At 52.2% G+C, this 22,682-nt stretch carries 26 protein-coding genes; all 26 read left to right on the forward strand.

All coding sequences use genetic code 11. From position 1 onward, the window contains the following. The first annotated feature begins 45 nt into the window (after positions 1–45). Positions 46–267, forward strand: coding sequence for a flagellar FlbD family protein (locus tag PCH01S_RS21715; protein WP_009676773.1), 222 nt, complete (start codon positions 46–48; stop codon positions 265–267). Further along, positions 267–710, forward strand: a complete 444-nt coding sequence (locus PCH01S_RS21720; RefSeq protein WP_042232998.1) for a flagellar basal body-associated FliL family protein — start codon at positions 267–269, stop codon at positions 708–710. The genes PCH01S_RS21715 and PCH01S_RS21720 overlap by 1 nt, the downstream gene beginning before the upstream one ends. Before the next feature lie 41 nt (positions 711–751). After that, a complete protein-coding gene (fliM, locus tag PCH01S_RS21725; protein WP_042233000.1) occupies positions 752–1,750 on the forward strand; it encodes a flagellar motor switch protein FliM in 999 nt (332 codons plus the stop codon). Beyond that, positions 1,740–3,023 (forward strand): flagellar motor switch phosphatase FliY, encoded by a 1,284-nt coding sequence (gene fliY, locus PCH01S_RS21730; RefSeq protein ID WP_042233003.1) that lies wholly within the window; start codon positions 1,740–1,742, stop codon positions 3,021–3,023. The genes fliM and fliY overlap by 11 nt, the downstream gene beginning before the upstream one ends. A 26-nt stretch (positions 3,024–3,049) precedes the next feature. Next, positions 3,050–3,412, forward strand: coding sequence for a response regulator (locus tag PCH01S_RS21735; protein WP_009676759.1), 363 nt, complete (start codon positions 3,050–3,052; stop codon positions 3,410–3,412). 34 nt (positions 3,413–3,446) lie between these two features. Then, positions 3,447–4,085 carry a flagellar biosynthetic protein FliO gene (fliO, locus tag PCH01S_RS21740; protein WP_042233005.1) on the forward strand — a complete coding sequence of 213 codons (639 nt, stop codon included), beginning with the start codon at positions 3,447–3,449 and terminating at the stop codon, positions 4,083–4,085. Further along, entirely contained in the window at positions 4,072–4,848 is a 777-nt protein-coding gene (gene fliP / locus PCH01S_RS21745; protein ID WP_042233007.1) for a flagellar type III secretion system pore protein FliP, read from the forward strand. The genes fliO and fliP overlap by 14 nt, the downstream gene beginning before the upstream one ends. A gap of 25 nt (positions 4,849–4,873) precedes the next feature. After that, positions 4,874–5,143 (forward strand): flagellar biosynthesis protein FliQ, encoded by a 270-nt coding sequence (gene fliQ, locus PCH01S_RS21750; RefSeq protein WP_009676755.1) that lies wholly within the window; start codon positions 4,874–4,876, stop codon positions 5,141–5,143. Between the two features lie 6 nt (positions 5,144–5,149). After that, entirely contained in the window at positions 5,150–5,947 is a 798-nt protein-coding gene (gene fliR, locus PCH01S_RS21755; protein WP_042233009.1) for a flagellar biosynthetic protein FliR, read from the forward strand. 28 nt (positions 5,948–5,975) lie between these two features. Next, positions 5,976–7,073: a flagellar biosynthesis protein FlhB gene (flhB, locus tag PCH01S_RS21760; RefSeq protein ID WP_042233011.1), complete on the forward strand. Its 1,098-nt coding sequence runs from the start codon at positions 5,976–5,978 to the stop codon at positions 7,071–7,073. Positions 7,074–7,088: 15 nt separating this feature from the next. Further along, positions 7,089–9,122, forward strand: a complete 2,034-nt coding sequence (gene flhA, locus PCH01S_RS21765; protein ID WP_042233013.1) for a flagellar biosynthesis protein FlhA — start codon at positions 7,089–7,091, stop codon at positions 9,120–9,122. Continuing rightward, positions 9,119–10,894, forward strand: a complete 1,776-nt coding sequence (flhF, locus tag PCH01S_RS21770) for a flagellar biosynthesis protein FlhF (RefSeq protein ID WP_042233015.1) — start codon at positions 9,119–9,121, stop codon at positions 10,892–10,894. Before flhA ends, flhF begins: the two co-directional genes overlap by 4 nt. After that, entirely contained in the window at positions 10,887–11,783 is an 897-nt protein-coding gene (locus PCH01S_RS21775) for a MinD/ParA family protein (RefSeq protein WP_042233016.1), read from the forward strand. The genes flhF and PCH01S_RS21775 overlap by 8 nt, the downstream gene beginning before the upstream one ends. A 36-nt stretch (positions 11,784–11,819) precedes the next feature. Further along, positions 11,820–12,986 carry a protein-glutamate methylesterase/protein-glutamine glutaminase gene (locus PCH01S_RS21780; protein ID WP_042233018.1) on the forward strand — a complete coding sequence of 389 codons (1,167 nt, stop codon included), beginning with the start codon at positions 11,820–11,822 and terminating at the stop codon, positions 12,984–12,986. A gap of 36 nt (positions 12,987–13,022) precedes the next feature. Next, positions 13,023–15,095, forward strand: a complete 2,073-nt coding sequence (locus PCH01S_RS21785) for a chemotaxis protein CheA (RefSeq protein WP_042233020.1) — start codon at positions 13,023–13,025, stop codon at positions 15,093–15,095. A 23-nt stretch (positions 15,096–15,118) separates the two neighbouring features. Continuing rightward, positions 15,119–15,580, forward strand: coding sequence for a chemotaxis protein CheW (locus tag PCH01S_RS21790; protein WP_042233023.1), 462 nt, complete (start codon positions 15,119–15,121; stop codon positions 15,578–15,580). Between the two features lie 4 nt (positions 15,581–15,584). After that, positions 15,585–16,223, forward strand: coding sequence for a chemotaxis protein CheC (locus PCH01S_RS21795; RefSeq protein ID WP_042233025.1), 639 nt, complete (start codon positions 15,585–15,587; stop codon positions 16,221–16,223). Beyond that, a complete protein-coding gene (locus tag PCH01S_RS21800; protein ID WP_042233027.1) occupies positions 16,201–16,695 on the forward strand; it encodes a chemotaxis protein CheD in 495 nt (164 codons plus the stop codon). The genes PCH01S_RS21795 and PCH01S_RS21800 overlap by 23 nt, the downstream gene beginning before the upstream one ends. 2 nt (positions 16,696–16,697) lie before the next feature. Further along, complete coding sequence (locus PCH01S_RS21805) at positions 16,698–17,114, forward strand: hypothetical protein (RefSeq protein ID WP_042233029.1); 417 nt, start codon at positions 16,698–16,700, stop codon at positions 17,112–17,114. A 15-nt stretch (positions 17,115–17,129) separates the two neighbouring features. Beyond that, on the forward strand, positions 17,130–17,912 hold the full coding sequence (locus tag PCH01S_RS21810) for a FliA/WhiG family RNA polymerase sigma factor (RefSeq protein WP_009676771.1): 783 nt from the start codon (positions 17,130–17,132) through the stop codon (positions 17,910–17,912). Between the two features lie 29 nt (positions 17,913–17,941). After that, complete coding sequence (locus PCH01S_RS21815; protein WP_042233032.1) at positions 17,942–19,354, forward strand: DUF342 domain-containing protein; 1,413 nt, start codon at positions 17,942–17,944, stop codon at positions 19,352–19,354. Positions 19,355–19,405: 51 nt separating this feature from the next. Then, on the forward strand, positions 19,406–19,726 hold the full coding sequence (locus tag PCH01S_RS21820; RefSeq protein ID WP_042233033.1) for a hypothetical protein: 321 nt from the start codon (positions 19,406–19,408) through the stop codon (positions 19,724–19,726). Between the two features lie 31 nt (positions 19,727–19,757). Then, positions 19,758–20,402, forward strand: a complete 645-nt coding sequence (locus PCH01S_RS21825) for a hypothetical protein (protein WP_042233035.1) — start codon at positions 19,758–19,760, stop codon at positions 20,400–20,402. After that, a complete protein-coding gene (locus PCH01S_RS21830) occupies positions 20,389–20,901 on the forward strand; it encodes a hypothetical protein (RefSeq protein ID WP_042233037.1) in 513 nt (170 codons plus the stop codon). The genes PCH01S_RS21825 and PCH01S_RS21830 overlap by 14 nt, the downstream gene beginning before the upstream one ends. A 290-nt stretch (positions 20,902–21,191) precedes the next feature. Then, complete coding sequence (gene rpsB, locus PCH01S_RS21835) at positions 21,192–21,890, forward strand: 30S ribosomal protein S2 (protein ID WP_009676777.1); 699 nt, start codon at positions 21,192–21,194, stop codon at positions 21,888–21,890. A 101-nt stretch (positions 21,891–21,991) separates the two neighbouring features. Then, complete coding sequence (gene tsf, locus PCH01S_RS21840; RefSeq protein ID WP_042233039.1) at positions 21,992–22,648, forward strand: translation elongation factor Ts; 657 nt, start codon at positions 21,992–21,994, stop codon at positions 22,646–22,648. The last annotated feature ends 34 nt before the right edge of the window (positions 22,649–22,682 follow it).

The following is a 22,682-nucleotide window of genomic DNA, read 5'->3' on the forward strand; positions in this document are numbered from 1 at the left end:
AGGTAAGGGGGCCTGGTCCCCCTCCTGGAACCTATGGAGGGAACCATGGTACGTTTGACCCGGATGAATGGCAAACCGCTAGTGATCAACGCGCTTATGATTGAAATGATGGAAGAAACACCGGACACCGTGATTACTTTGATTAATGGAAAAAAAATTATGGTCCTTGAACAAGAGGCAGTGGTCACAGAGATGGTGGAACAATTCTTGAAACGGATCGGTGCGGTTCAAGCAACGATCAAGTCGGCGAATACGGAGGGCTTGTAGTGCTTAAAAATCGATTTTTTCTGATGCTGGTTTCCATTCTTGTCGCCATCACATTGGTTCTGACGGCTGCATTTGTGTTATGGACGGTTATGGACAATAAACCGGAGGCCGGTGCGGAAAAGACGCAGACTTCGGCAGAGATCAAAGAAAACACCGTCATTATGAAAGACATTACGACAAATCTGGCCAGTCAGGGCAGTTTCGTTAAAATCAGTCTGGCATTTGAGCTGGAAAACAAAAAAGCAAAAACGGATTTCGAAAATCTGATTGATTCCCGCATCAAAGGAACAATCATCCGGACTCTTTCTGACATGAATTCCGATCAGATTTCAGGCAGCAAAGGGCAGGATAACTTGACCAACACGCTGATCAGCAAGCTTAATCCGCTTCTTAATGAAGGAAAAATAAGGCGCATAAATATTACCGACATTGTACTTGAGTAGCCTTTTACATAGATCGGATACGCACAAAGGGGGTGACTCTTATGGTTGATGTTATGTCACAGAATGAAATCGACGCTCTTCTGGCAGCTCTCTCTTCCGGTGAAATGGACGCAGAGGAACTCAAGAAAGAAGATACGCAGCGAAAAGTTCGATTGTATGATTTCAAACGGGCCGTACGCTTTTCCAAAGATCATATCCGGAGCTTAACGCGGATTCATGAGAACTTTGCCCGGTACTTGACGACTTATTTCTCGGCACAGCTAAGAACGTTTGTCCAGATTAATGTCGTTCAGGTCGAACAACTTCCTTATGATGAGTTTATCCGCTCGATTCCCAAAATGACGATCTTGAACATTTTTGAAGCAGAGCCATTAGAGGGAAGGATGGTTTTGGAAGTTCATCCGAACGTGGCGTACGCGATGCTGGACAGGCTTCTGGGCGGTGTCGGCGTGTCTCCGCAGAAAATCGCGGCTTTGACCGAGATCGAGACGATCGTCATGGAGCGAATTTTCAGCCGGGCGTTTGAGAGCCTCCAGGAAGCATGGAAAACGATCATTGATCTGTCTCCACGGCTCGAAGCTCTTGAAACGAATCCGCAATTTATGCAGATCGTTTCTCCCAATGAAACCATTGCCCTGATTTCGTTAAGCACCAAAATCGGCGACACGACCGGGATGATCAACCTTTGTATCCCGCATGTCGTTATCGAGCCGATTATGCCCCGTCTGTCGGTGCACCACTGGTTTGTATCCCAGAAAAAAAGCCGAGCTCCCGAGGAAGTCGAGATTTTGCAGGACAGGCTGACTCAGGCCAAACTTCCCATTATCGCGGAGCTGGGAGAATCGCAAATCACGATTCACGAGTTTCTGAATCTGCAGCCCGGGGATGTCATTACACTCAACAAGCCGGTAAACGAGCCTCTGAACATCAAAGTCGGTGAGAAGCTTAAATTTACAGGCAGCGCAGGTACAACCAAGAGCAAAATGGCCGTTCAGATCGGCGAAATTGTAAACGAAGGAGCAGAAGTACATGACGAGTAAAGATTATTTGTCGCAGGAGGAAATAGACGCGCTATTGAAGCAGGCGGTTGATGAGCGTTCCGACGATAATCCATCTTCTTCTCATTCTTCGAATATCGATGATTACTTATCTTCGCTGGAGCAGGATGCTCTGGGGGAGATCGGCAACATCACGTTCGGAAGCGCAGCGACCGCACTATCCACTCTGCTCGGTAAGAAAGTGGACATTACGACACCTAAAGTATCGTGCATTCCGCGCGTACAATTGGTCAACGAGTTTCCCCAACCGCACGTTGCCGTTCATGTCAATTATGTAGACGGCTTCGACGGCATCAATCTGCTCGTGATCAAGACTCGCGACGCTCAAGTCATTGCCGACCTGATGATGGGTGGAGACGGCCATGTGGAGGGCGACGAGCTGTCCGAAATTCACGTCAGCGCCGTTCAGGAAGCGATGAATCAGATGATGGGTTCGTCCGCGACTTCGATGTCCACGATATTCAACCGGTTCGTGAATATCTCTCCTCCGGGAATAGATATTTTGAATCTGTCGAATGGAGAAGGAAAACTGCCGAACGAAGACGTATTTATAAAGATATCCTTTAGACTGACTATCGGGGACCTAATCGATTCGACCATCATGCAGCTTCTTCCCGTCGATTTCTCCAAAGAAATGGTACACATTCTGATGGGCGGGGGTTCCGAAGAGGTTTACGAAGAAGCGGCGGCCGCAGTCAGCGAAGAAGTTCCGCCTGCTGGCACGGGCCAGGTGCAAGCGGACACGAACGCTCACGCTTATCAGCAGCCGGTTCCGGAACCGCCTTATACAAACCCGGCAGAAGCACCGTACACGAATCCTTCGATGGGGGGCAACCCGATGCCTATGAATCAACCGCCTGCACAACAGTCATACGCGCAGCAGCCGATGAATCATGCACCACAGGGAGGAAATTACGGAGGAATGAACAGGAATGTAAACGTACAACCGGTACAGTTCTCCAATCTTCAGCAGGGAGGATACAACCAGGCAGACGACACGAACCTGAATCTTCTGCTGGATATTCCTTTGAAAGTAACGGTCGAGCTAGGAAGAACGCAGAAAGTGATCAAGGATATCCTGGAGCTTTCGCAAGGTTCGATCATCGAGCTGGATAAATTGGCCGGTGAACCGGTAGATATTCTGGTTAACAACAAACTGATCGCCAAGGGAGAAGTTGTCGTTATTGATGAGAACTTCGGCGTTCGCGTCACCGATATCGTCAGTCAGTGGGATCGCATTCAAAAAATACAATAACTATCTTTTGGGAGGATTATTTTATCATGGGGAACAGAATTTTGATCGTAGACGATGCAGCATTTATGAGAATGATGATTCGCGATATTTTGACGAAGAACGGGTATGAGGTTGTCGGCGAAGGAAACGACGGCGTGCAAGCCGTAGAGAAATTCAAAGAGCTGCGTCCTGACCTCGTAACGATGGATATCACCATGCCGGAGATGGATGGAATCAATGCACTGAAAGAGATCAAAAAGATTGATCCTAATGCCAAGGTTATCATGTGCTCGGCGATGGGACAGCAGGCGATGGTCATCGATGCGATCCAAGCCGGCGCCAAAGACTTTATCGTGAAACCTTTCCAAGCGGACCGTGTTATCGAAGCCATTAAGAAAACAATGGGCTAAGCGTAAGCTTTTAATAAGGAAAGGAATGTGAAGCTTGAAGAAACAGGCAGGAAAGCTGCTTCTGGCAACGGCAGGACTGATCGTTCAGCTGCCGTTCTGGACTTCCGTTTGTTTTGGGGCACCTGAGCCGGGCGAGAACATAGTGCCCGGTTCGGGAGAGACGGGGAGTATCGATTCGATCGTGATGATCGGAAAGGTGATTTTCTTTCTCCTTCTTATCATCGGTCTTTTTTACGGCATTATGAAGATGTTGTCGAAAAAAAGCGGATTCCGCTTCGGACGTGCCATGCAGTCGCTGGGTGGGGTGCCGCTCGGCCAAAACAAGTCGATCCAAGTCGTCGAAATCGGCGATTCGCTGTACATCGTCGGAGTTGGGGATAACATCCAGCTTCTCGAGAAAATAGCCGATGCGGACGAGGCGGCGAGGTTGAAAGAGCAGATCACGGCACAAACCCGGGCGGCAACGGAATTTATTACAGTCGGCAAATGGCTCGAAAAAATACGCAAAAAGCCGGGTGAAAACAACGTGGTGGAAGAAGAAGAGCTTTCGCCGAATTTTCACCAGGTCTTTCAGGACAAGCTGCAGAATGTCGCCCAGCGCAACAAAAGCGTAGAAGAATGGCTGCAGGAAGAAAACGAACAAGATCGGTTGAAGTCAAATGAGCAAAAATAAAGGAACTCTTATTATTCTGCTTGCTTTACTTATGTTCATCGGATGGGCAGGGAATACGGCTTATGCCGCCCCGGACCCGCAAAATCCGATTCCCGGCATTAGCTTCAACGTGGATTCGGGAAGCGGAGCTTCCGGAGCCTCAAGCACGGTCAGCGTCATTTTGCTGTTAACGGTTCTGAGTCTGGCGCCTTCGTTTCTGATTCTGATGACCAGCTTTACGAGAATCGTCATTGTGCTGGGGTTCGTGCGCACGTCTCTAGGGACGCAGCAGATGCCGCCCAATCAGGTATTGATCGGACTGGCCCTGTTTCTCACCCTGTTTATCATGGCCCCGACCCTTGGGCAGATCAACGATACGGCCGTTCAACCCTACATGAAAGGGGAATTGAATCAGACGCAGGCTCTTCAAAAGGCGTCCGTTCCCATTAAGCAGTTCATGTGGAATCATACCCGGCCTAAAGATTTGAAGCTTTTCCTGGATTACACGAAAGCGGAAGCTCCCAAAGGAGTCGAAGATACACCGCTGACAGCCCTGGTTCCGGCTTATGCCATCAGCGAGCTGAAAACGGCGTTTCAAATGGGTTTCATGATTTTTATCCCTTTCCTGGTTATCGATATGGTGATCGCCAGTACGCTGATGGCTATGGGGATGATGATGCTGCCGCCCGTTATGATATCGCTGCCGTTCAAAATCCTGCTGTTTATTCTGGTGGACGGTTGGTATTTGGTCGTTAAATCGCTGCTCCTCAGTTACAGTACATGAACGCGGAAGCTGGAGGTCACCTAACATGAGTTCGCAATTTATCATTAAGCTGGCCGGCGAAGCGGTCTATACGGTGCTGAAAGCCAGCGCTCCGATGCTGGTGATCGCCCTGGCGGTGGGTCTTATCATCAGTATCTTTCAGGCTACGACTCAAATTCAGGAGCAGACACTTGCATTCGTGCCGAAAATCGTGGCGGTTCTGCTGTCGGTCTTAATTTTTGGACCTTGGATTTTGAACACGCTGGTCGACTTTACCTTCAATCTATTCAACAATCTTCATCAATATATCGGGTAGGCGGCCATGGAGCTTTGGTTTCAACTTTTACCCAACGCTATGCTAATTTTTTGTCGAATGACCTCGTTCCTTGTCGTCGTACCGCTGTTTTCGTCCCGAAATGTGCCGAGCATGTTCAAAATCGGACTCGCTTTATTTCTGACTCTGATCGTGACGGCAGCTCAAGGGACGTCCCAGCTGGTTCCGATGGACGCGCAGTATGTGCTGCTGGTCATTCGGGAAATAATCGTCGGCCTGCTGCTCGGTTTTATCGCCTATCTATTTTTTACGGCCGTACAAATCGCGGGTTCCTTTATCGATATGCAGATCGGACTCGGGATGGCCAACGTCATCGATCCGATGTCGGGAACTACCGTACCCTTGATGGGTAATTTAAAGTACATGCTTGCCATGCTGCTTCTGCTGAGCTTCAACGGTCATCATTTTATGCTGCAGGGCATTATGAACAGCTATGATTGGATTCCGCTGTCCAACAATTTGTTTGCCCAGCTCTACGGAGGACAGATTACCGAATTTCTGGTGAAAACCTTCTCGAGTGTTTTCTCTCTGGCGATGCAGTTGGCGGCTCCCGTAGTCGCAGCAATGTTTTTGACAGACCTCGGTTTGGGTTTACTGACGCGCGTCGCTCCCCAGTTTAACATTTTCGTAGTTGGGGTGCCGCTGAAGATTATCATCGGGTTTCTCCTGATCGCCCTGGTCATGCCCGAGCTGATCGGTCTGTTTCACCAATTGTTCGACCGGATGTTCGAAGCGATGCAAAAGCTGCTTAACATAGTGGCCGGCAAAGCGCTGGAAGCACCGTAGCACTTGTACGGGAAAGGAAAGGATACGTATGGAACCGCTCCGTTTGAAGCTGGACCTGCAGTTGTTCTCGCAAGAGAAGACGGAACCGGCGACACCGAAAAAGAGGCAGGACGCCCGTAAAAAAGGCCAAGTGGCGAAAAGTATGGAGCTGCCTGCTGCTTTTATCCTGTTTTTTTCGTTTCTATCGTTTTACATGATCGGCGGATTTATGAAGGAGCGTTTGATCGACCTGTTTTCGGGCACACTGAGGCACGATTTGCTTATGGATGTAACCATGGCGAATATCCGGATGTTATTTTACCAGCTGTTAATTCAGTTTTTGATTATGCTGGCCCCCATTCTAATCTTGACGATGGTCATTGCGCTGGCGGGAAACTATCTCCAGATCGGAATACTTTTTACAGGCGACCCGCTCAAAATCAAATTAAGCAAACTGAATCCCATCGAGGGGTTCAAAAAAATATTTTCGATGCGTTCGGCCGTTGACTTTTTAAAGTCCATGCTGAAAATGAGCGTGATCGGAATCGTTGTTTATACGACGCTGTGGGACGAGAAAGCGCAGCTTCTCAGCCTCAGTCATGTACCGCTGGAAAAATCGCTTCATTATATATGGTCACTGACGCTAACGTTGGGCCTCAAAATCGCTTTTATTCTGGTCGTGCTTGCCCTGTTCGATTACTTGTACCAGAAGTATGAATTCGAGAAAAGCATACGGATGTCCAAGCAGGACATCAAAGACGAATATAAGAAAATGGAAGGCGATCCCCTTATTAAAGGGAAGATTCGCGAAAAACAACGCCGGATGGCCATGCAGAGGATGATGCAGGAGATTCCGACGGCGGATGTCATTATTACAAACCCGACGCATTTCGCGGTTGCCATCCGGTATGATTCGGCCAATATGCAGGCTCCTAAGGTGGTTGCGAAAGGGACGGATCACGTGGCATTGAAAATACGTGAAATCGCGAAGGAACACGGCATTATGATTATGGAAAACAAGCCGCTTGCACGGGCGCTCTACGCTCAGGTCGATCTGGAAGAGTCGATTCCGGGCGATCTGTTCCAGGCCGTAGCCGAAGTGCTGGCTTATGTATACAAAATTAAGGGCAAAGTGAAGAACGCGTAGAAAGGGGGGCCGTACATGAAACCAAAAGATTTAGTTGTACTGATCGGGGTAATCGGGATTATTTTGATGATGGTGGTGCCGATTCCAACCGCCCTCCTCGATTTTTTGCTCATCATAAACATTACGATCTCGCTGATGATTATTCTGGTCGGGATGAACACGCAGGAAGCTCTGCAATTTTCCATTTTCCCGGCCCTGCTGCTTGTAACGACCTTGTTCCGCTTGGCTCTTAACGTTTCGACGGCCAGAAATATTCTGGCTCATGCCGAAGCGGGGGCCGTGGTCGAGACGTTCGGTAACTTCGTGGCGGCGGGTAATATCGTAGTCGGATTTATCGTGTTTCTTATTCTGGTTATCGTGCAGTTTATCGTGATCACGAAAGGTTCGGAGCGCGTAGCCGAAGTAGCGGCTCGCTTTACCCTGGATGCGATGCCCGGCAAGCAGATGAGTATCGACGCCGATTTGAACGCCGGCATGATCAATGAGCAGCAGGCGCGCGAGCGCCGCAGAAAAGTAGAACGCGAAGCCGACTTCTACGGAGCTATGGACGGAGCGAGTAAATTCGTCAAAGGAGACGCGATTGCCGGAATTATCATCCTGCTGATCAATCTGATCGGCGGACTGATCATCGGGATTTCGATGAAAGGCATGTCGTTCGGAGAAGCCGGACATACGTATTCAATCCTTACCATCGGTGACGGACTGGTCAGTCAGATCCCGGCCCTGCTCATTTCAACCGCTTCCGGCATTATCGTGACGCGCGCCTCTTCGGAAGGAACGTTCAGTAACGATATCGTCGGTCAATTGACCGCTTATCCGAAGCTGTTGTATATCGTGGCGGGAACGATTGCTTTTCTGGGTATTTTCACCCCAATCCATTGGTATACGACCATTCCGATCTCCGTTATTCTTGTGTTCGCGGCACGGAAGATGCAGCAGAACTTGAACCGGAAACAGGTTGAGGAAGAACAGATGGTGGAGGAACAGCAGATTGAAGAAGTACGGAGTCCGGAAAGCGTGATCAGCCTGCTGCAGGTGGATCCGATCGAATTCGAATTCGGTTACGGGCTCATTCCGCTGGCCGATGCCCAGCAGGGAGGAGATTTGCTCGACCGGATTATTCTGATCCGCAGACAATGTGCGCTGGAACTCGGTATCGTGGTTCCGGTTATCCGGATTCGCGATAATATTCAGCTTCGGCCTAATGAGTATATCATCAAAATTAAAGGCAATACGGTCGCGGGCGGCGAATTGCTGCTTAATCACTATCTGGCCATGAGCCCGGGATTCGAGGACGAATCCGTCACGGGAATCGAAACGACCGAACCTGCGTTCGGACTGCCGGCCCTGTGGATCGATGAGATGACCAAGGAGCGGGCGGAACTGTCCGGATATACGGTGGTAGATCCGCCTTCCGTAGTCGCTACGCATCTTACGGAAATCATCAAGAAGCACGCCCACGAGCTGCTGGGACGTCAAGAAACCAAGACGCTCATCGATAATGTCAGAGAAGCGTACCCGGCTCTTGTGGACGATTTGATTCCGAATGTTCTGTCCATCGGCGACGTGCAGAAAGTGCTTGTGAAACTGCTCCGGGAAAAAATTTCCGTACGCGATCTGGTTACCATCCTGGAAACGCTGGCGGATTACGGACCTTACTCCAAAGATCCGGATATTTTGACGGAGTATGTGAGGCAGTCTCTTTCGAGGCAGATCACGCTGCAGTACTCGTCTCCGCAGGATTCGCTCCGCGTCATTACCGTAGGACCGGGGCTGGAGAAAAAAATCGCGGATTCCGTTCAGCAGACGGATCAGGGATCTTATCTGGCTATCGACCCGTCTTCCTCGCAGGTGATTTATCACAAGCTGGGTGAACAGGTGAGTAAAATGGTTCAGTCCGGCCACCAGCCGGTTATCCTGGCTTCACCGACGATCCGTATGTATTTGCGCCAGCTTTTGGAGCGTACCATGCAGGACATTCCGGTTTTGTCTTACAGCGAGCTTGAACCGAGTGTAGAAATTCAGAGCATGGGAGTTGTCAACTTGTGAGAGTGAAACGTTACATTGTCGATTCAATGCCGGACGCTCTTCATAAAATCCGAACCGATCTCGGCAAGGATGCCGTTATTTTAAGCACGAAAGAAGTGAAGACCGGGGGGTTTTTGGGACTCTTCGGAAAAAAACGCATCGAAGTGATTGCAGCTCTGGAAGAAGGTCAGACCGGTTCAGGTAAAAGCGGTCCGGAAGGCGGCGCTCAGGCCCGCCCGTCCTCTAAAGCGGCGGCTGCCGCAGCGGTAACCGCCGTCGCCAAAGCGCGGCAGGAAGAAGCGGAGAAGGCGGCCGAGCAGCCCCGGCCCAATAAAGAGCAGGAGCTGAGGCAGAAAGAATTTGCGGAACTTCTGCTCAGACAATCCGCCTTGCAAAATGAAGCGGTTCCGACTTACGGAACCGGCGCCGCCGAGACGTTGGCTGCAAGGGAGACAAGCCTTCTCAAAAAAGAAGAGACCTCGGACGTTATGTCCGGTTCGGAGCCTTCCGGGGTTACCTCCAACGGGCAGTCGTTAAGCGGAGTGAGGGAGGCAGGATCGGACCAGCGTCAGGCACCGGGCCAGCAGTTCCCGCAGCCATCTCCCGCGGTCACCGACCGTCCGAGCGGCCGCCCGGACGCGGAGGAAGCGCTGCCCGTAATTCCGCAGCGTCCTCCTGCGGCTGCCGCAGCCGCTTACGCGCAGGCAAGGCCGGCCGCCGCCGAACAGCGGCAGAGCCTGTCGGCCCAAGCGGCGCCGCCCGTTCCGCCGCCGGCGGAAGCTCCGGCCGAGCCCGCCGCCGAAGCGCCGCAGAGCAGCGGCTTCGCCGACGAGCAGGCCGAGGCGCTGCGCGCCGCACTGGCCGCCTCCCGAGCGGAGGCGGCGGCAGAAGCGGCCGCTGCGCAGAGCGCGGCCCGCGAGGACCTGATGCTGGCTGAACTCCAGCATCTCAAGGCCATGATGGCCGGCCTAGCCCGGCCATCCGCGCAGCCCCAGCTGCCCCCCGTATGGGGGCGGCTGGAGGAGCATCTGCTGGCGCAGGAAGTGCAGCCGGACCTGGTCCGGCAGCTGATCGAAAGCGCCAGAAGAGATCTTGCCGCCTCGGCCGACGAGGCGGGGGCGCGGCAGGCGGCGGAAGCGGTCCGCAAGCGGATGCTTGCGCTGTTCCCGCCGCCGCAGGGCAAGCCGGTCTCGGCGGACTCCAAGATCGTTCATATCGTCGGACCGACCGGTGTCGGCAAGACGACGACGATCGCAAAGCTGGCCGCCGATCAGGTGTTGAAGCAGCGCCGCAAGGTCGGACTGATCACTTCCGACACTTACCGGATTGCCGCGATCGAGCAGTTGCGCACGTATGCGAATATTTTGGACGTTCCGGTGGAAGTGGTGTTTTCCCCGGCCGATCTGACGAGGGCTCTGCACAATTTGAGAGAGGCCGACGTTATCTTCATGGATACGGCCGGGCGTAATTTCCGCAACGAGATGTACGTATCCGAACTCAATACGCTGATTAGGCACCAGGGGCCGAGCGAAACGATTCTGGTGCTGAGCCTTACATCCAAGTACAGCGACATGAAAGCCATTACCGCTAACTTTTCCAAGTTTAAAGTAGATAAAGTTCTTTTTACCAAGATGGATGAAACGTATTCTTACGGCGCCATGCTGAATTTGCTGGACGAATTTCCGATCCGGCTATCCTACGTGACAGACGGACAGAACGTGCCCGACGACATCATGGTAGCGGACGAGAACCGGATTGTGGATGTGGTGCTGGAGGGTTACTCGTATGAGTGACCAGGCCCAAGAACTGCGTAAACTGATCCGGCTGAGGCATGAGAAGGATACGCCGTCCCCGGGATCCGCGTTAACCGGACAACCGGAGCGAAAGACGCGGATTATTACCGTCACAAGCGGCAAGGGCGGGGTAGGCAAATCGAATTTCACCTTGAATTTTGCTCTTTGCCTTCAGGCCCGGGGATACAAGACACTCATTTTCGATGCCGACATCGGGTTTGCCAACATTGATGTGCTCATGGGGATTTCCTCCAAAGCCAACCTGCTTCATTTAATTAAAGGGGAAAAAACGATCGGGGAGCTCGTTCAGACAGGACCTAAAGGCCTGCAGTTCATCGCAGGGGGATCGGGGCTCTACGATCTGGTGAGGCTGTCGGACTCCGAAGCGGATTCTTTTACCGACCAGATTCAGGAGCTTGGCGGAATGGCCGATTTTATCCTGTTCGATACGGGAGCCGGGCTTTCCAAAGAAACCCAGCGGTTCATAGCCGCTGCTCAGGAAACGCTCGTGGTGACTACGCCGGAGCCCACGTCCATTACGGATGCGTATGCGCTCATTAAAATGGTCCGCAGCGAAGATCCCGACGTAACCTTCAAGCTCGTGGTCAACCGGGCCGCTCACAGTCGGGAGGCAAAGGAAACCGCCGAGAAGATCGCCATGGTGGCCCGCCGCTTTCTGTCCGTCGAACTCCAGACACTCGGATTCGTGGAAGACGATCAGCATGTATCCCGGGCCGTTAAAGAACAGACTCCTTTCACTATTGCTTATCCGAATTCTCCTGCAGCCAAAAGCATGAATGTCCTTGTCGATCAATTTCTGGGCCAGCAGCCCAAAGCAGATTCAACCGGCGGGTTTAAAGGTTTCCTCAGCCGGCTGATCGGCCGCTAATTTATTCACATCTAGAGCCAATTCAGGAGGGACCCTATGGAGCCGTACCGTATTCTGGTAGTCGACGATTCGGTGTTCATGAGGAAGATCATTACGGATCTGATTGAAGAAGACCCCAATTTCCGTGTTATAGCCGTCGCGAAGAACGGTGCGGAAGCCGTAGTCAAGACAAAAGAGCTGAAACCGCACGCGGTTACGATGGATATTGAAATGCCTGAAATGAACGGGCTGGAAGCGCTGGAACGCATTATGGCCGCCACTCCGACTCCCGTTATTATGCTGAGCTCGCTGACGATGTCGGGAGCGGTTGAAACGATTCGGGCTCTTGAACTCGGCGCGATCGATTTTATCCGGAAGCCGTCCGGTTCGATTTCGCTGGATTTATTCAAGGTCAAGCAGCTTTTGCATGAGAAGCTGAGGATTGCGGTCAAAACACGCATGCAGCCGCAGCTTCCGATAGAACCGGCGAAACGGCCCGAACGTTCCGTTCAGCCGTCCGCTCCGTTCGTGAAGCCGCCTTCGGCAGCGGAGATTCCCAAGAGAATCACTGCGGCGGTGCAAGAAACGGGGAAGCCCTTGAGCGGTGTCGGCAGCGGCAGTTCGAAGGGTTTTCGGGATCTCGTGGCGATCGGCACATCGACGGGGGGACCTAGAGCGCTGCAGAAGGTACTGAGCGGCCTGCCGGCGGATTTTCCGGCTCCTGTTCTTATCGTCCAGCATATGCCTCCGAATTTCACCAAATCGCTGTCCCAGCGCCTTAACGATCAATGTGCCGTTCGGGTAGTGGAAGCGGAGGAAGCCCAGGTGCTCGAACCCGGTACGGCTTATGTCGCTCCCGGGGGACTGCACATGACCGTCGTCAAGGCCGACGACAAGAAATACCGGATTTCTTTGAGCAAAAGCGAGCCGGTATCCGGACATCGTCCTTCCGTAGACAAGCTTTTCCAATCCCTGCTTCCCTTAAAAGAGCTGACCCGGCACGCCGTCATTATGACAGGGATGGGCAGCGACGGAGCGAGAACGATCGGAGAACTCCGAAAGGACGGAGCGGCGACCACGATTGCCGAATCCGAAGAGACATGCGTCGTATACGGCATGCCGCGAGTCGCGGTGGAGAACGGAGCCGCCATGTTTGTCCTTCCTTTGGGGGATATCGCTCCGAAGCTTGTCGAACGGGTGACGGATAAAAACGGCAGCCGCTAAAGAAAGTACTCGTTAAATTGACGGAGGTGCAGTTCTGTGGAGTTGAATCAATATTTATCAATGTTCATCGACGAATCGAAAGAACATCTGCAAGCTCTTAATGACAACATGCTCAGTCTGGAAAACAGTCCCGACAATATAGATATCGTTCATAATATTTTCCGCTCGGCCCATACGCTGAAAGGCATGTCCGCGACGATGGGATTCGAAGATCTCGCTTCGTTGACTCACGAAATGGAAAACGTTCTGGACCTGGTCCGTAACTTGAAGCTGAAAATGGACCCGTTCATTTTCGACAGCCTGTTCCAGAGTCTGGACGCTCTCGATTCGATGGTCGAGGATATCGTTCAGGGCGGAACGGGCAAGGCCGATGTTACGGCTATTGTCACCGCTTTGAAATCCATTGTAAGCGGGGATTATCTCAAATCCGCTCCAACCGCCGGAGGCGCCGGAGCGGAAAGCGGGGAAGAAAGCGTTATTGCCCTGGATCAATTCCAGCTCTCGGTTCTCCAGCAATCGATTGACGCCAACATGCAGGTGTTTTATGTCGAAGTCACCGTCCGGGAAGATTGCGTACTGAAAGCGGCCCGTGCTTACATGGTCTTCGAAATTCTGGAGCGTTCCGGCGAAGTCATCAAAGCGACGCCTTCCGTACAGGAAATCGAACAGGAGAAATTCGACCGCACCTTCTCCGTGTATTACATAGCTAACGTCGGAAAAGCCGATCTGGAGAAAGAAATTTCGAATGTCTCCGAAATCGAGCATGTCCAGATCATTGTACTCGACCGCGAAACGCTGGACGAGATGACGGGAAGCGGCGCAGCCCAGGCGGAGGTCAGAGCGGGTGAAGCCCAGGCGGCAGCGGCTGCCGCACCCGCTCCGGCAGCCAAAGCGGCGCCGGCGAAGGAAACCGGCGGAGCTGCCAAACCGGCAGCGGCTGCAGGCGGCGGGCCTGTGGGAACCCGTACGATCCGGGTAGATATCGAGCGCCTCGATTCTCTGATGAATCTCTTCAGCGAACTGCTCATCGACCGTGTCCGCCTGGAGCAGCTGGCAAGCGAGATCAAGCGCAATGAGCTGACGGAGACGGTCGAGCATATGGCCCGCGTCAGCAGCGATCTGCAGAATATCGTTCTCAAGCTGCGGATGGTGCCGGTCGATACGGTCTTTAACCGGTTCCCGCGGATGATCCGGGATATCGCCAAATCGCTGGACAAAAAAGTCGATCTCGTCATAACCGGCGCAGAAACCGAGCTGGACCGCACGGTAATCGACGAAATCGGCGATCCGCTCGTGCATCTGCTTCGCAACGCGGTAGACCACGGACTCGAAACCGTGACCCAGCGTGTGGCGAAGGGCAAAAGCGAGAGCGGAACCGTTCATCTCCGCGCTTATCACAGCGGCAACAATGTCTTTATCGAGATCGAAGACAACGGTAACGGCATTAACCGGGAGAAAGTGCTTGCGACCGCTGTGAAAAAAGGGATTGTCGCGCCTGAAATGGCGGACAAAATGAGCAATTCCGATATCGATCAGCTGCTATTCGCATCCGGTTTCAGTACCGCGGACGTAATCTCGGACATTTCCGGCCGCGGGGTAGGCTTGGACGTTGTAAAAACGAAAATCCACTCGCTCGGGGGACATATTCATGTCGAATCCAATCCGGGCAGCGGTTCGATCTTCTCGATCAAGCTTCCGCTTACGCTCTCGATCATCTCGGCCATGCTGGTCAAAATCGGCAGCGAGAAATATGCGATCCCGCTTTCTTCGATCGTGGAGACGGCCCTTATCCAGCAGGCGCAAATCCGTTCCGTTCAAGGAAACCGGATGGTCGATTTCAGAGGCAGCATGATTCCGCTCGTTTCGCTCAGCTCCGTACTGGATATTCCCGACTACAGCGAAGCCGACGAGACTGAAACCGAAGTTGTGGTTGTGCGCAAAGGCGAGAAAATGGCGGCGCTCATGGTGGAGGAGTTTATCGGTCAACAGGAGATCGTCCTGAAAACACTGGGTAAATACTTTACGAAGCTGTTCGCGATTTCGGGAGCGACCATTCTCGGCGACGGTCAGGTCGCATTGATTCTCGATACGAATGAACTCATTAAATAATTCAGGTAGGGGAGGCCGTTCAAATGGCTGAAGATAAAAAAATTATCGTATTTGCGCTGGCGCATGAGGAATACGGAGTAGAAGTGGATAAGGTCAAAACGATCGAACGGATGCAGCCGATGACCCGCGTTCCGAAAACGCCCGCTTTCGTCAAAGGTGTTATTAACCTCAGAGGCGTGGTCGTGCCGGTTATCGACCTGCGCTCCCGCTTCGGGCTTCCGGAAACCGAGTATTCCGATAATACCCGTGTGATCATTGTAGCGGTTAACGAACTCGAAGTAGGGCTTATTGTAGATTCCGCTAACGACGTTATTGACCTGAACGAAGACAACATTGAGAATCCTCCCGAAGTTGTCGGCGGCATCAAGGCGAAATATCTGCATGGCATTGCCAAAATCGGAGAAGACCGTCTCCTGGTCCTGATGAACCTGGAACAGGTTTTGAACAGGGACGAAATCATCCAACTGGAAAAGATCGAGGCCTAAGCAAGTGGATACGTTCAGGCAGTTGGCGGATTATCAATTGGATGTGCTCAAGGAAATCGGCAACATCGGTGCCGGTCATGCGGCCACTGCTCTGTCCACCCTGCTGGACAAGCCTGTGGATATGCTCGTTCCGAAAGTCATGGTTCTTCCTTTCGAGGAGATTCCCGAAATCGTGGGCGGAGCGGAGGAAGTCGTACTCGCTATTTTTTTGCGGGTGGTCGGGGATGCTCCCGGCAATATGTTTTTTATTCTGAATCTCGAATCCGCCAAACGGATGCTGTTTTCCCTAATCGGGATGGAGCTTTCAGACAGCGGTGAATATACGGAACTGGAAATTTCGGCCTTAAACGAAATCGGGAACATTTTGGCGGGATCGTACTTGTCCTCGCTGGCGGATTTTACTCGGTTGTCTATGTTCCCTACCGTACCTTCCCTGGCCATCGACATGGCGGGAGCCATTTTAAGCTACGGATTGCTGCAGTTCGGGGAGATGGGCGATCAGGCACTGCTGATTGACACGAAGTTCTTGGAAGGAAACGAAGAAGTGCAAGGAAACTTCTTCCTTATTCCGGACCCGGAATCGTTTGGGAAATTATTTGCGGCACTAGGGGTAGAGGCACATGAATCAACAGACGATCATTAAAGTCGGTATGGCGGATCTTAATGTCGGCATGCCGGGGGGCGTGCTTAAAACGACGGGACTCGGTTCCTGCGTCGGGCTTACCTTGTTCGACGACTTTGCCAAAGTCGGCGGAATGGCGCACGTCATGCTGCCGACATCCGAAATCGCCCGAGAAGGCACCGTCAACATTGCCAAATATGCGGATACCGCCATTCCCGAATTGATCGACCGGATGACCCGTCTTGGTGCCTCAATCAATCGGATGGAAGCGAAACTGGCAGGGGGAGCTCAAATGTTCGCTTTTGCCGGAGGGGGCGATACGATGCGAATTGGACCTCGTAATGTAGAGGCATGCAAAGAAATGTTGATCAGATACAAGATTCGAGTCAAAGGTGAAGATACGGGCCAGAACTATGGAAGAACGATTGAACTTAACTGCGATACGGGCGTGCTGACGATTCGAAGCGTACAGCACGGCTTGAAGGATTTGTAGAGATGGCGGGAACGATTCGCTGGAACTTCATAGTCGGTGCCGTCTCCTTCGTCCTCACCTTTCTCCTGTCGTTAAGCAGCAACGTCTGGCTGACCACACTGCTGCGAAGCATTTATAGTTTTATCATTTTATTCGTTGTCACATTCGGCTTTCGGTTTATTATGGGCCTGCTCCTATCCGCTAACAGTACGGCCGTAAATGAAACGGCTGCGGCCGCCGCAGAAGGGCCGTCTCCGAACAAGAATCTCGGCCAGCATCTCGATCTGACTACTCCCGACGAAACCGCGCAGAAAGCGGCGGACGGAGTGGACAGGGAGGAAGCGGAATTTGCGCCGCTGCTTCCCACGAAGCTAGTTACCCGGAAGCAACCTGACACCGAGCAATCGGTCAGAGCCCTTCGTCAAATGTCTGAAGAATAAGGACGGTGTACAGCCATGATTGATAAAAAACCTAATCTGGCGCATTTCGATACGTGGAGACAGTGGAAGCAGGGCGGTTCCAGAGAAGCCAAGCAAACGCTGATTGAAACGTACCTGCCTCTTGTCGAATACGTATCGGGCCGTTTGGCGATTGGTCTCCCCAAGAACGTTTCCAAGGAAGACCTCGGAAGCTTCGGAATCATGGGTCTGATCGACGCCGTCGAGAAGTTTGATTACGAACGCGGTCTGCAGTTCGAAACTTACGCGTCCTGGCGCATACGCGGGGCTATTATCGACGGCCTCAGACAAGGGGACTGGGTTCCCCGTTCCGTACGCGAGAAGGCCAAAAAAATCGAGGAAGCGTATCAGAAGCTGGAGCAGAAATATCTTCGGACCGTGACGGATGAAGAGATCAGCGATTATCTCCAGGTTACGGAGGATGAGTTTCAGCACATGCTTCAGGAAATCGCCGTAACCTCCATTTGTTCCATAGACGAACCGATTCGTGAAGAGGAATCCGAAACCCGGCTTTCGCTTCTGGTGGACGAGCGTGCTAAAAATCCGGAATTTACCGTTAACGAATTTTACCTCAAAGAAACTCTTGCGCGGGCGATAGAGAAATTGACGGAGAAAGAACGGATCGTCGTTTCCCTGTTTTATTTCGAAGAACTTTCCTTGAGCGAGATTGCGGAAGTGATGAGTCTGTCGCCTTCCCGTATTTCTCAGCTTCACTCCAAAGCCATGCTGCGATTAAGAGGAGTTTTGAGTCGATATAAAGTTCAGTTGTTTGAAAAATAGAAGCTGCCGGGAAAGGTTGTCGATACAGGATGGACCGGATTTTGGAGTTGGACCAAATCATTAGGATTTCCGTCACGGACGATAAGTTGACATCCTTACTGAAGTTTGCCGATGTCGGGGATGATTTTACGGTCACGTTTGACGAGCTGCAAGGGTTGGCCAGAGCGAACGGCATCGTTCATGGACTCGATACGGAGGCGCTGCTCCGCATAGCGATAGATCCGCAGCCTTATCTGCTCGCCGAAACCGTGATCGCCCAAGGCACCCGCCCTGTTAACGGAACGGACGGATACGTCGATTATTTGTACGGGCGCAACAACGATACGCATAAGCCTGTCGAGACGGAAGACGGACGCGTTGATCTCAAAGAAGTATCCACCTTGAACAATATCAGAAAGGGCCAAATCATCGGCAAAAAGGTTTCCCCGACCGAAGGAACACCCGGCAAAGCCGTAACCGGAGAGCCGCTGCCGGCGCGCGAAGGCAAGGAGGCCAGGTTTAAACTCGGAAAAAATGTCGTAACGGATAACGAAGAGAAAGCCATTTACGCCGCCATCGACGGGCTCGTCACCTACACGGACCGGAGCAAAGTAAACGTGTTCCCCGTATACGAGGTGAATGGAGACGTGGATTACCGGACGGGTAACATCGATTTCGTCGGGACTGTCGTCATTCGCGGAAACGTGAGCCCTGGTTTTAAGATCAAAGCTTCCGGGGATATCCGCATAGTCGGCGGTGTGGAAGCGGCTGAACTCGAAGCAAGCGGTTCCGTTGAAATAACCGCGGGTATCGTGGGCAGGAACAAAGCCGTAATCCGGGCCGGGCACAATGTGAAATCTTCCTTTATCCAGGATGCGACAGTAGAAGCGGCGGATACGGTTACCGTTTCTCAAAGTATTCTTCATTCGACAATACGTGCGGGTAAAACCGTCGCTTGCAACGGGCCCAAAGGGCTGATTGTGGGCGGAACCGTTCAAGCCGGCGAGAAGGTGATCGCCAGAACGATCGGAAATTCCCTCTCCAACGCGACTGCAATCGAGGTGGGAGTGCTGCCGGAGCTTCGCAATGAATTGATTCAGCTTCGTTCCCAGCTCAAAGCGCTTGCGGAAAATCAGTCCAAGACGGACAAAGCCCTTATTTTGCTGGACCAGTTGGCGGCGTCCGGCCAGCTCGGACCGGACAAAGTAGCGCTGCGAATTAAGCTGAATCATACAAAACGCCAGTCCGGAGAAGAACAGCGTGAGCTCCGTGAACGGATTTTTGAAATGGAGAAATCGCTTGAAGACAGCGACCGCTCCAGTGTAGAAGTGATCTCTACCGTATATGGAGGAGCCAAAATCGTGATCGGCCGATACACGAAGTTCATCAAAGATCCGATGAGCCATGTCGTGTTCCAGCTTGTTGCAGGCGATATCGGGCACAGCGCCTATATGCCTAAGTAAAAGCTCTCTGATCAAGCCAATAACGAGCGAAAATGACGAGGTGGAACTTGTATGGATATGAAACCGGTCGATTTGCAGTTCGCGGTTCACAAGAACGATCAGGCCGGAATCCGGCAGCAGCAGTTGAACCACAAACCCGAGATGGATCAGGTCCTCTTGGGAGCGGAAAATGAGAAGAACGCCGAACATAACCGGAAAGCCAGCGAGAAAATCGGGGAGAGCGAGGAGGCTCAAATCCGCAAAGAGGGCCGGCAGAACGACGGTCAAGGCGGACGGGGCCGGCAGCAGAGGAAGGCCCCTCCTTCTCAAGAAGCAGAGCCGCCCAAGGCGGTTCACCCTTTTAAAGGCTCGCATATCGACTTGAGTCTATAAAGGAAGATTGGAAAGTACAGGTGATGTTAAAATGGAACCTTGGCAGATGATTGTTCTTCTCGGCCTCGTTATTGTGGTGTTTGCGGGAGTGATTCCCCGCTCGGCTGCAAAAAAAGGCGGGCAGGCGCCTTCGGCCCAGCTCGTAAAAGAGCTGGAAGAGAGCATGGCTCACTTTGCGTCCGACCTTGAGCAGCAGAACCAGGCGCTCATTGACCTGTTCAAAGAGACGCAGAGGGAGCACAAGCTCGAGGTCGCCAAATTGACCGCCAGGCTTGAAGTGCTGGAACGCCGCAGCGCGGACGGGAACGGGGCGGCGGTGCATGGAGGCCGCGAGTCCGAGTCGGAGCTTTCCCGGCACGGGTCCCGGAGCACGGAGCCTCGTGTCTACGGGGAACCTGCCGTTCAGACGCACGGGTCCGCCCTGTCAACGCCCCGTCCTTCGCAGACGGAGGAGTTCCCGGCAGAAGCTGCTGCCGCATCTGTCCAGCCGCCGCAGGAAGCTCCCCGAACGGAGCCGGACCTCTCCGTGCGCGCCCGGTATGCCGCCCTTTTTGAGCTGCATGACCAGGGAAGATCGACGGAGCAGATCGCCAAACAGCTCGGGATGAACAAAGGGGAAGTCATGCTGATCATGCAGCTGGCCAAACGGGAGGGACATTCCGATGAAAGTAAATAAAGCGCTGCTGGCCGGAATCGGCATCGGCATGATCGTGGGCTCGGCTCTTCTTCAGTTGATGATAACGGCCGCCCAGCCTGTCCAGCCGTTATCGCAGAATTCCGCTGTTTCCATTGAACAGATGGACATGAACAAGCTGAAAACCGAAGCCGGGAAGTACTATCAGGTTTTTGACAAAAACCAGCCCGTCTTCACGAAAGAGCAGCATGAACAGGAACTGCAAAAGCAGTTGGAGGCGGAGAAAGCGAAAACGCCTTCCACCCAGCCCGCTCCTTCGGCGCAGCCTCAAATAACCGCCCTCTACATCTCACCGGGAATGAGGTCGAGCCAGGTGGCCAAGATCGTTTTCGTGAGCGGGTTAGTCGAAAGTCAGGAGCAATTTGAGCAGGCGATGGCGGCTAAGGTGGCAACGGGAAAGATCAAGTCGGGCGTTCATAAATTTACAGGCAAACCGACGCTGGACGAGATCATTCAGAATCTCACCAGCAAGCCGGAATAAAAATAAGGCTCTTGCATCGCGCGAGGGTCTTATTTTACGTGCGGCCGGGAATAATGATACCGTCTGAAGGTAAGCTTTCACGGATTGAAAATCTTGCCGAAAGTTGTCTCCGAACGCTGTTGCATCCCGCATGCTACTTGTGGTATAGTTATTGACGGTGTTAAAAACACACGATGGTTAATTCGTATAACGGTGCTTGTCCGGGCTTTGCGCGCGGCGAGTTTTATACGGAGATGCGGCCATCGGAGGAGCATTACACTAAAACCATTTTATTGAGGAGGTGTGTGAGGATGGCAGTAATTTCCATGAAGCAGCTTCTAGAAGCTGGGGTACACTTCGGTCACCAAACCCGTCGTTGGAACCCGAAAATGGACAAATACATCTTCACTGAAAGAAACGGCATTTACATTATCGATCTACAAAAAACGGTTAAAAAGGTTGAGGAAGCTTACAACTTCGTTAAATCGGTCTCTGCTGAGAACGGTACGATCATGTTCGTAGGCACCAAAAAACAAGCTCAAGACTCCGTTAAAGAAGAAGCGGAACGTTGCGGCATGTTCTACATCAACCAACGCTGGCTCGGCGGCACGCTGACCAACTTCCAAACGATTCAAAAGCGTATCAACCGTCTTAAAGAGCTTGAAAAAATGGAGCAAGACGGCACGTTCGAACTTCTTCCTAAGAAAGAAGTTATCATCCTGAACAAGGAAAAAGATCGCCTCGATAAATTCCTCGGCGGCATCAAAGGCATGAAAGGCCTGCCTAGCGCCCTGTTCATCATTGATCCACGCAAAGAGCGTATTGCAGTTGCAGAAGCTCGCAAACTTGGTATCCCAATCGTAGGTATCGTTGATACGAACTGCGATCCGGACGAAATCGACTATGTTATCCCAGGTAATGACGACGCGATCCGCGCTGTTAAATTGCTGACTGGTAAAATGGCCGACGCTGTGATCGAAGCTAACCAAGGCGAACAAACAACGGCTTAATCGACATAAACGAACGTAACAGGAAAAGGGTGGTCTGAAGGCACTTGAGCCTATCACCGCCCTTTTTTTAAAATACTTACAATCTTAGGGAGGTCCCTATTATGGCAGTAACAGCTGCAATGGTAAAAGAATTGCGTGAAAAAACAGGCGCAGGCATGCTTGATTGCAAAAAAGCGTTGGACGAAGCAAACGGCGATCTGACGAAAGCAAGCGAAATCCTTCGTGAGAAAGGTCTTGCCGCTGCCGCTAACAAAGCAGGCCGCGCAGCTACCGAAGGCATTGTAGAATCTTACATTCATGCCGGCGGACGCATCGGCGTTCTGGTCGAAGTTAACTGTGAAACTGACTTCGTAGCCAAAACGGACAACTTCCGTGATTTCGTAAAAGGTATCGCCATGCAAATCGCCGCTGCGAACCCTTCCTACGTTCGTCGTGAAGAAGTTCCGACAGAAGAGCTTGATAAAGAAAAAGAAATTCTTCGCAACCAAGCGCTGAACGAAGGCAAACCTGCTAACATCGTGGACAAAATGGTTGAAGGCCGCATCAACAAATACTACGAAGAAATTTGTCTGATGGAACAATCCTACATCAAAGATCCGGACAAAACGGTATCCGTCCTGCTGAACGAAATGATCAGCACGATCGGGGAGAACATCTCCATCCGCCGCTTTGCTCGCTATGAGCTTGGTGAAGGTCTTGAGAAGAAAGTCGACAACTTCGTTGAAGAAGTAATGGCACAAGCTAAAGGCAACGCCTAATACCGAACGGACCAAAAGCGGGAACACATTGTGT

Origin of the sequence: Paenibacillus chitinolyticus NBRC 15660 (assembly GCF_000739915.1) — a bacterium.
GTDB lineage: Bacteria > Bacillota > Bacilli > Paenibacillales > NBRC-103111 > Paenibacillus_F > Paenibacillus_F chitinolyticus.

Excerpts from the sequence above, each read along its gene's own strand:
- PCH01S_RS21715 (WP_009676773.1), top strand. The coding sequence starts at position 46 with ATGGTACGTTTGACCCGGATGAATGGCAAACCGCTAGTGATCAACGCG.
- fliM (WP_042233000.1), top strand. The coding sequence starts at position 752 with ATGGTTGATGTTATGTCACAGAATGAAATCGACGCTCTTCTGGCAGCT.
- fliY (WP_042233003.1), top strand. The coding sequence starts at position 1,740 with ATGACGAGTAAAGATTATTTGTCGCAGGAGGAAATAGACGCGCTATTG.
- PCH01S_RS21735 (WP_009676759.1), top strand. The coding sequence starts at position 3,050 with ATGGGGAACAGAATTTTGATCGTAGACGATGCAGCATTTATGAGAATG.
- fliP (WP_042233007.1), top strand. The coding sequence starts at position 4,072 with ATGAGCAAAAATAAAGGAACTCTTATTATTCTGCTTGCTTTACTTATG.
- fliQ (WP_009676755.1), top strand. The coding sequence starts at position 4,874 with ATGAGTTCGCAATTTATCATTAAGCTGGCCGGCGAAGCGGTCTATACG.
- fliR (WP_042233009.1), top strand. The coding sequence starts at position 5,150 with ATGGAGCTTTGGTTTCAACTTTTACCCAACGCTATGCTAATTTTTTGT.
- flhB (WP_042233011.1), top strand. The coding sequence starts at position 5,976 with ATGGAACCGCTCCGTTTGAAGCTGGACCTGCAGTTGTTCTCGCAAGAG.
- flhA (WP_042233013.1), top strand. The coding sequence starts at position 7,089 with ATGAAACCAAAAGATTTAGTTGTACTGATCGGGGTAATCGGGATTATT.
- PCH01S_RS21775 (WP_042233016.1), top strand. The coding sequence starts at position 10,887 with ATGAGTGACCAGGCCCAAGAACTGCGTAAACTGATCCGGCTGAGGCAT.
- PCH01S_RS21780 (WP_042233018.1), top strand. The coding sequence starts at position 11,820 with ATGGAGCCGTACCGTATTCTGGTAGTCGACGATTCGGTGTTCATGAGG.
- PCH01S_RS21790 (WP_042233023.1), top strand. The coding sequence starts at position 15,119 with ATGGCTGAAGATAAAAAAATTATCGTATTTGCGCTGGCGCATGAGGAA.
- PCH01S_RS21800 (WP_042233027.1), top strand. The coding sequence starts at position 16,201 with ATGAATCAACAGACGATCATTAAAGTCGGTATGGCGGATCTTAATGTC.
- PCH01S_RS21805 (WP_042233029.1), top strand. The coding sequence starts at position 16,698 with ATGGCGGGAACGATTCGCTGGAACTTCATAGTCGGTGCCGTCTCCTTC.
- PCH01S_RS21810 (WP_009676771.1), top strand. The coding sequence starts at position 17,130 with ATGATTGATAAAAAACCTAATCTGGCGCATTTCGATACGTGGAGACAG.
- PCH01S_RS21815 (WP_042233032.1), top strand. The coding sequence starts at position 17,942 with ATGGACCGGATTTTGGAGTTGGACCAAATCATTAGGATTTCCGTCACG.
- PCH01S_RS21820 (WP_042233033.1), top strand. The coding sequence starts at position 19,406 with ATGGATATGAAACCGGTCGATTTGCAGTTCGCGGTTCACAAGAACGAT.
- PCH01S_RS21825 (WP_042233035.1), top strand. The coding sequence starts at position 19,758 with ATGGAACCTTGGCAGATGATTGTTCTTCTCGGCCTCGTTATTGTGGTG.
- PCH01S_RS21830 (WP_042233037.1), top strand. The coding sequence starts at position 20,389 with ATGAAAGTAAATAAAGCGCTGCTGGCCGGAATCGGCATCGGCATGATC.
- rpsB (WP_009676777.1), top strand. The coding sequence starts at position 21,192 with ATGGCAGTAATTTCCATGAAGCAGCTTCTAGAAGCTGGGGTACACTTC.
- tsf (WP_042233039.1), top strand. The coding sequence starts at position 21,992 with ATGGCAGTAACAGCTGCAATGGTAAAAGAATTGCGTGAAAAAACAGGC.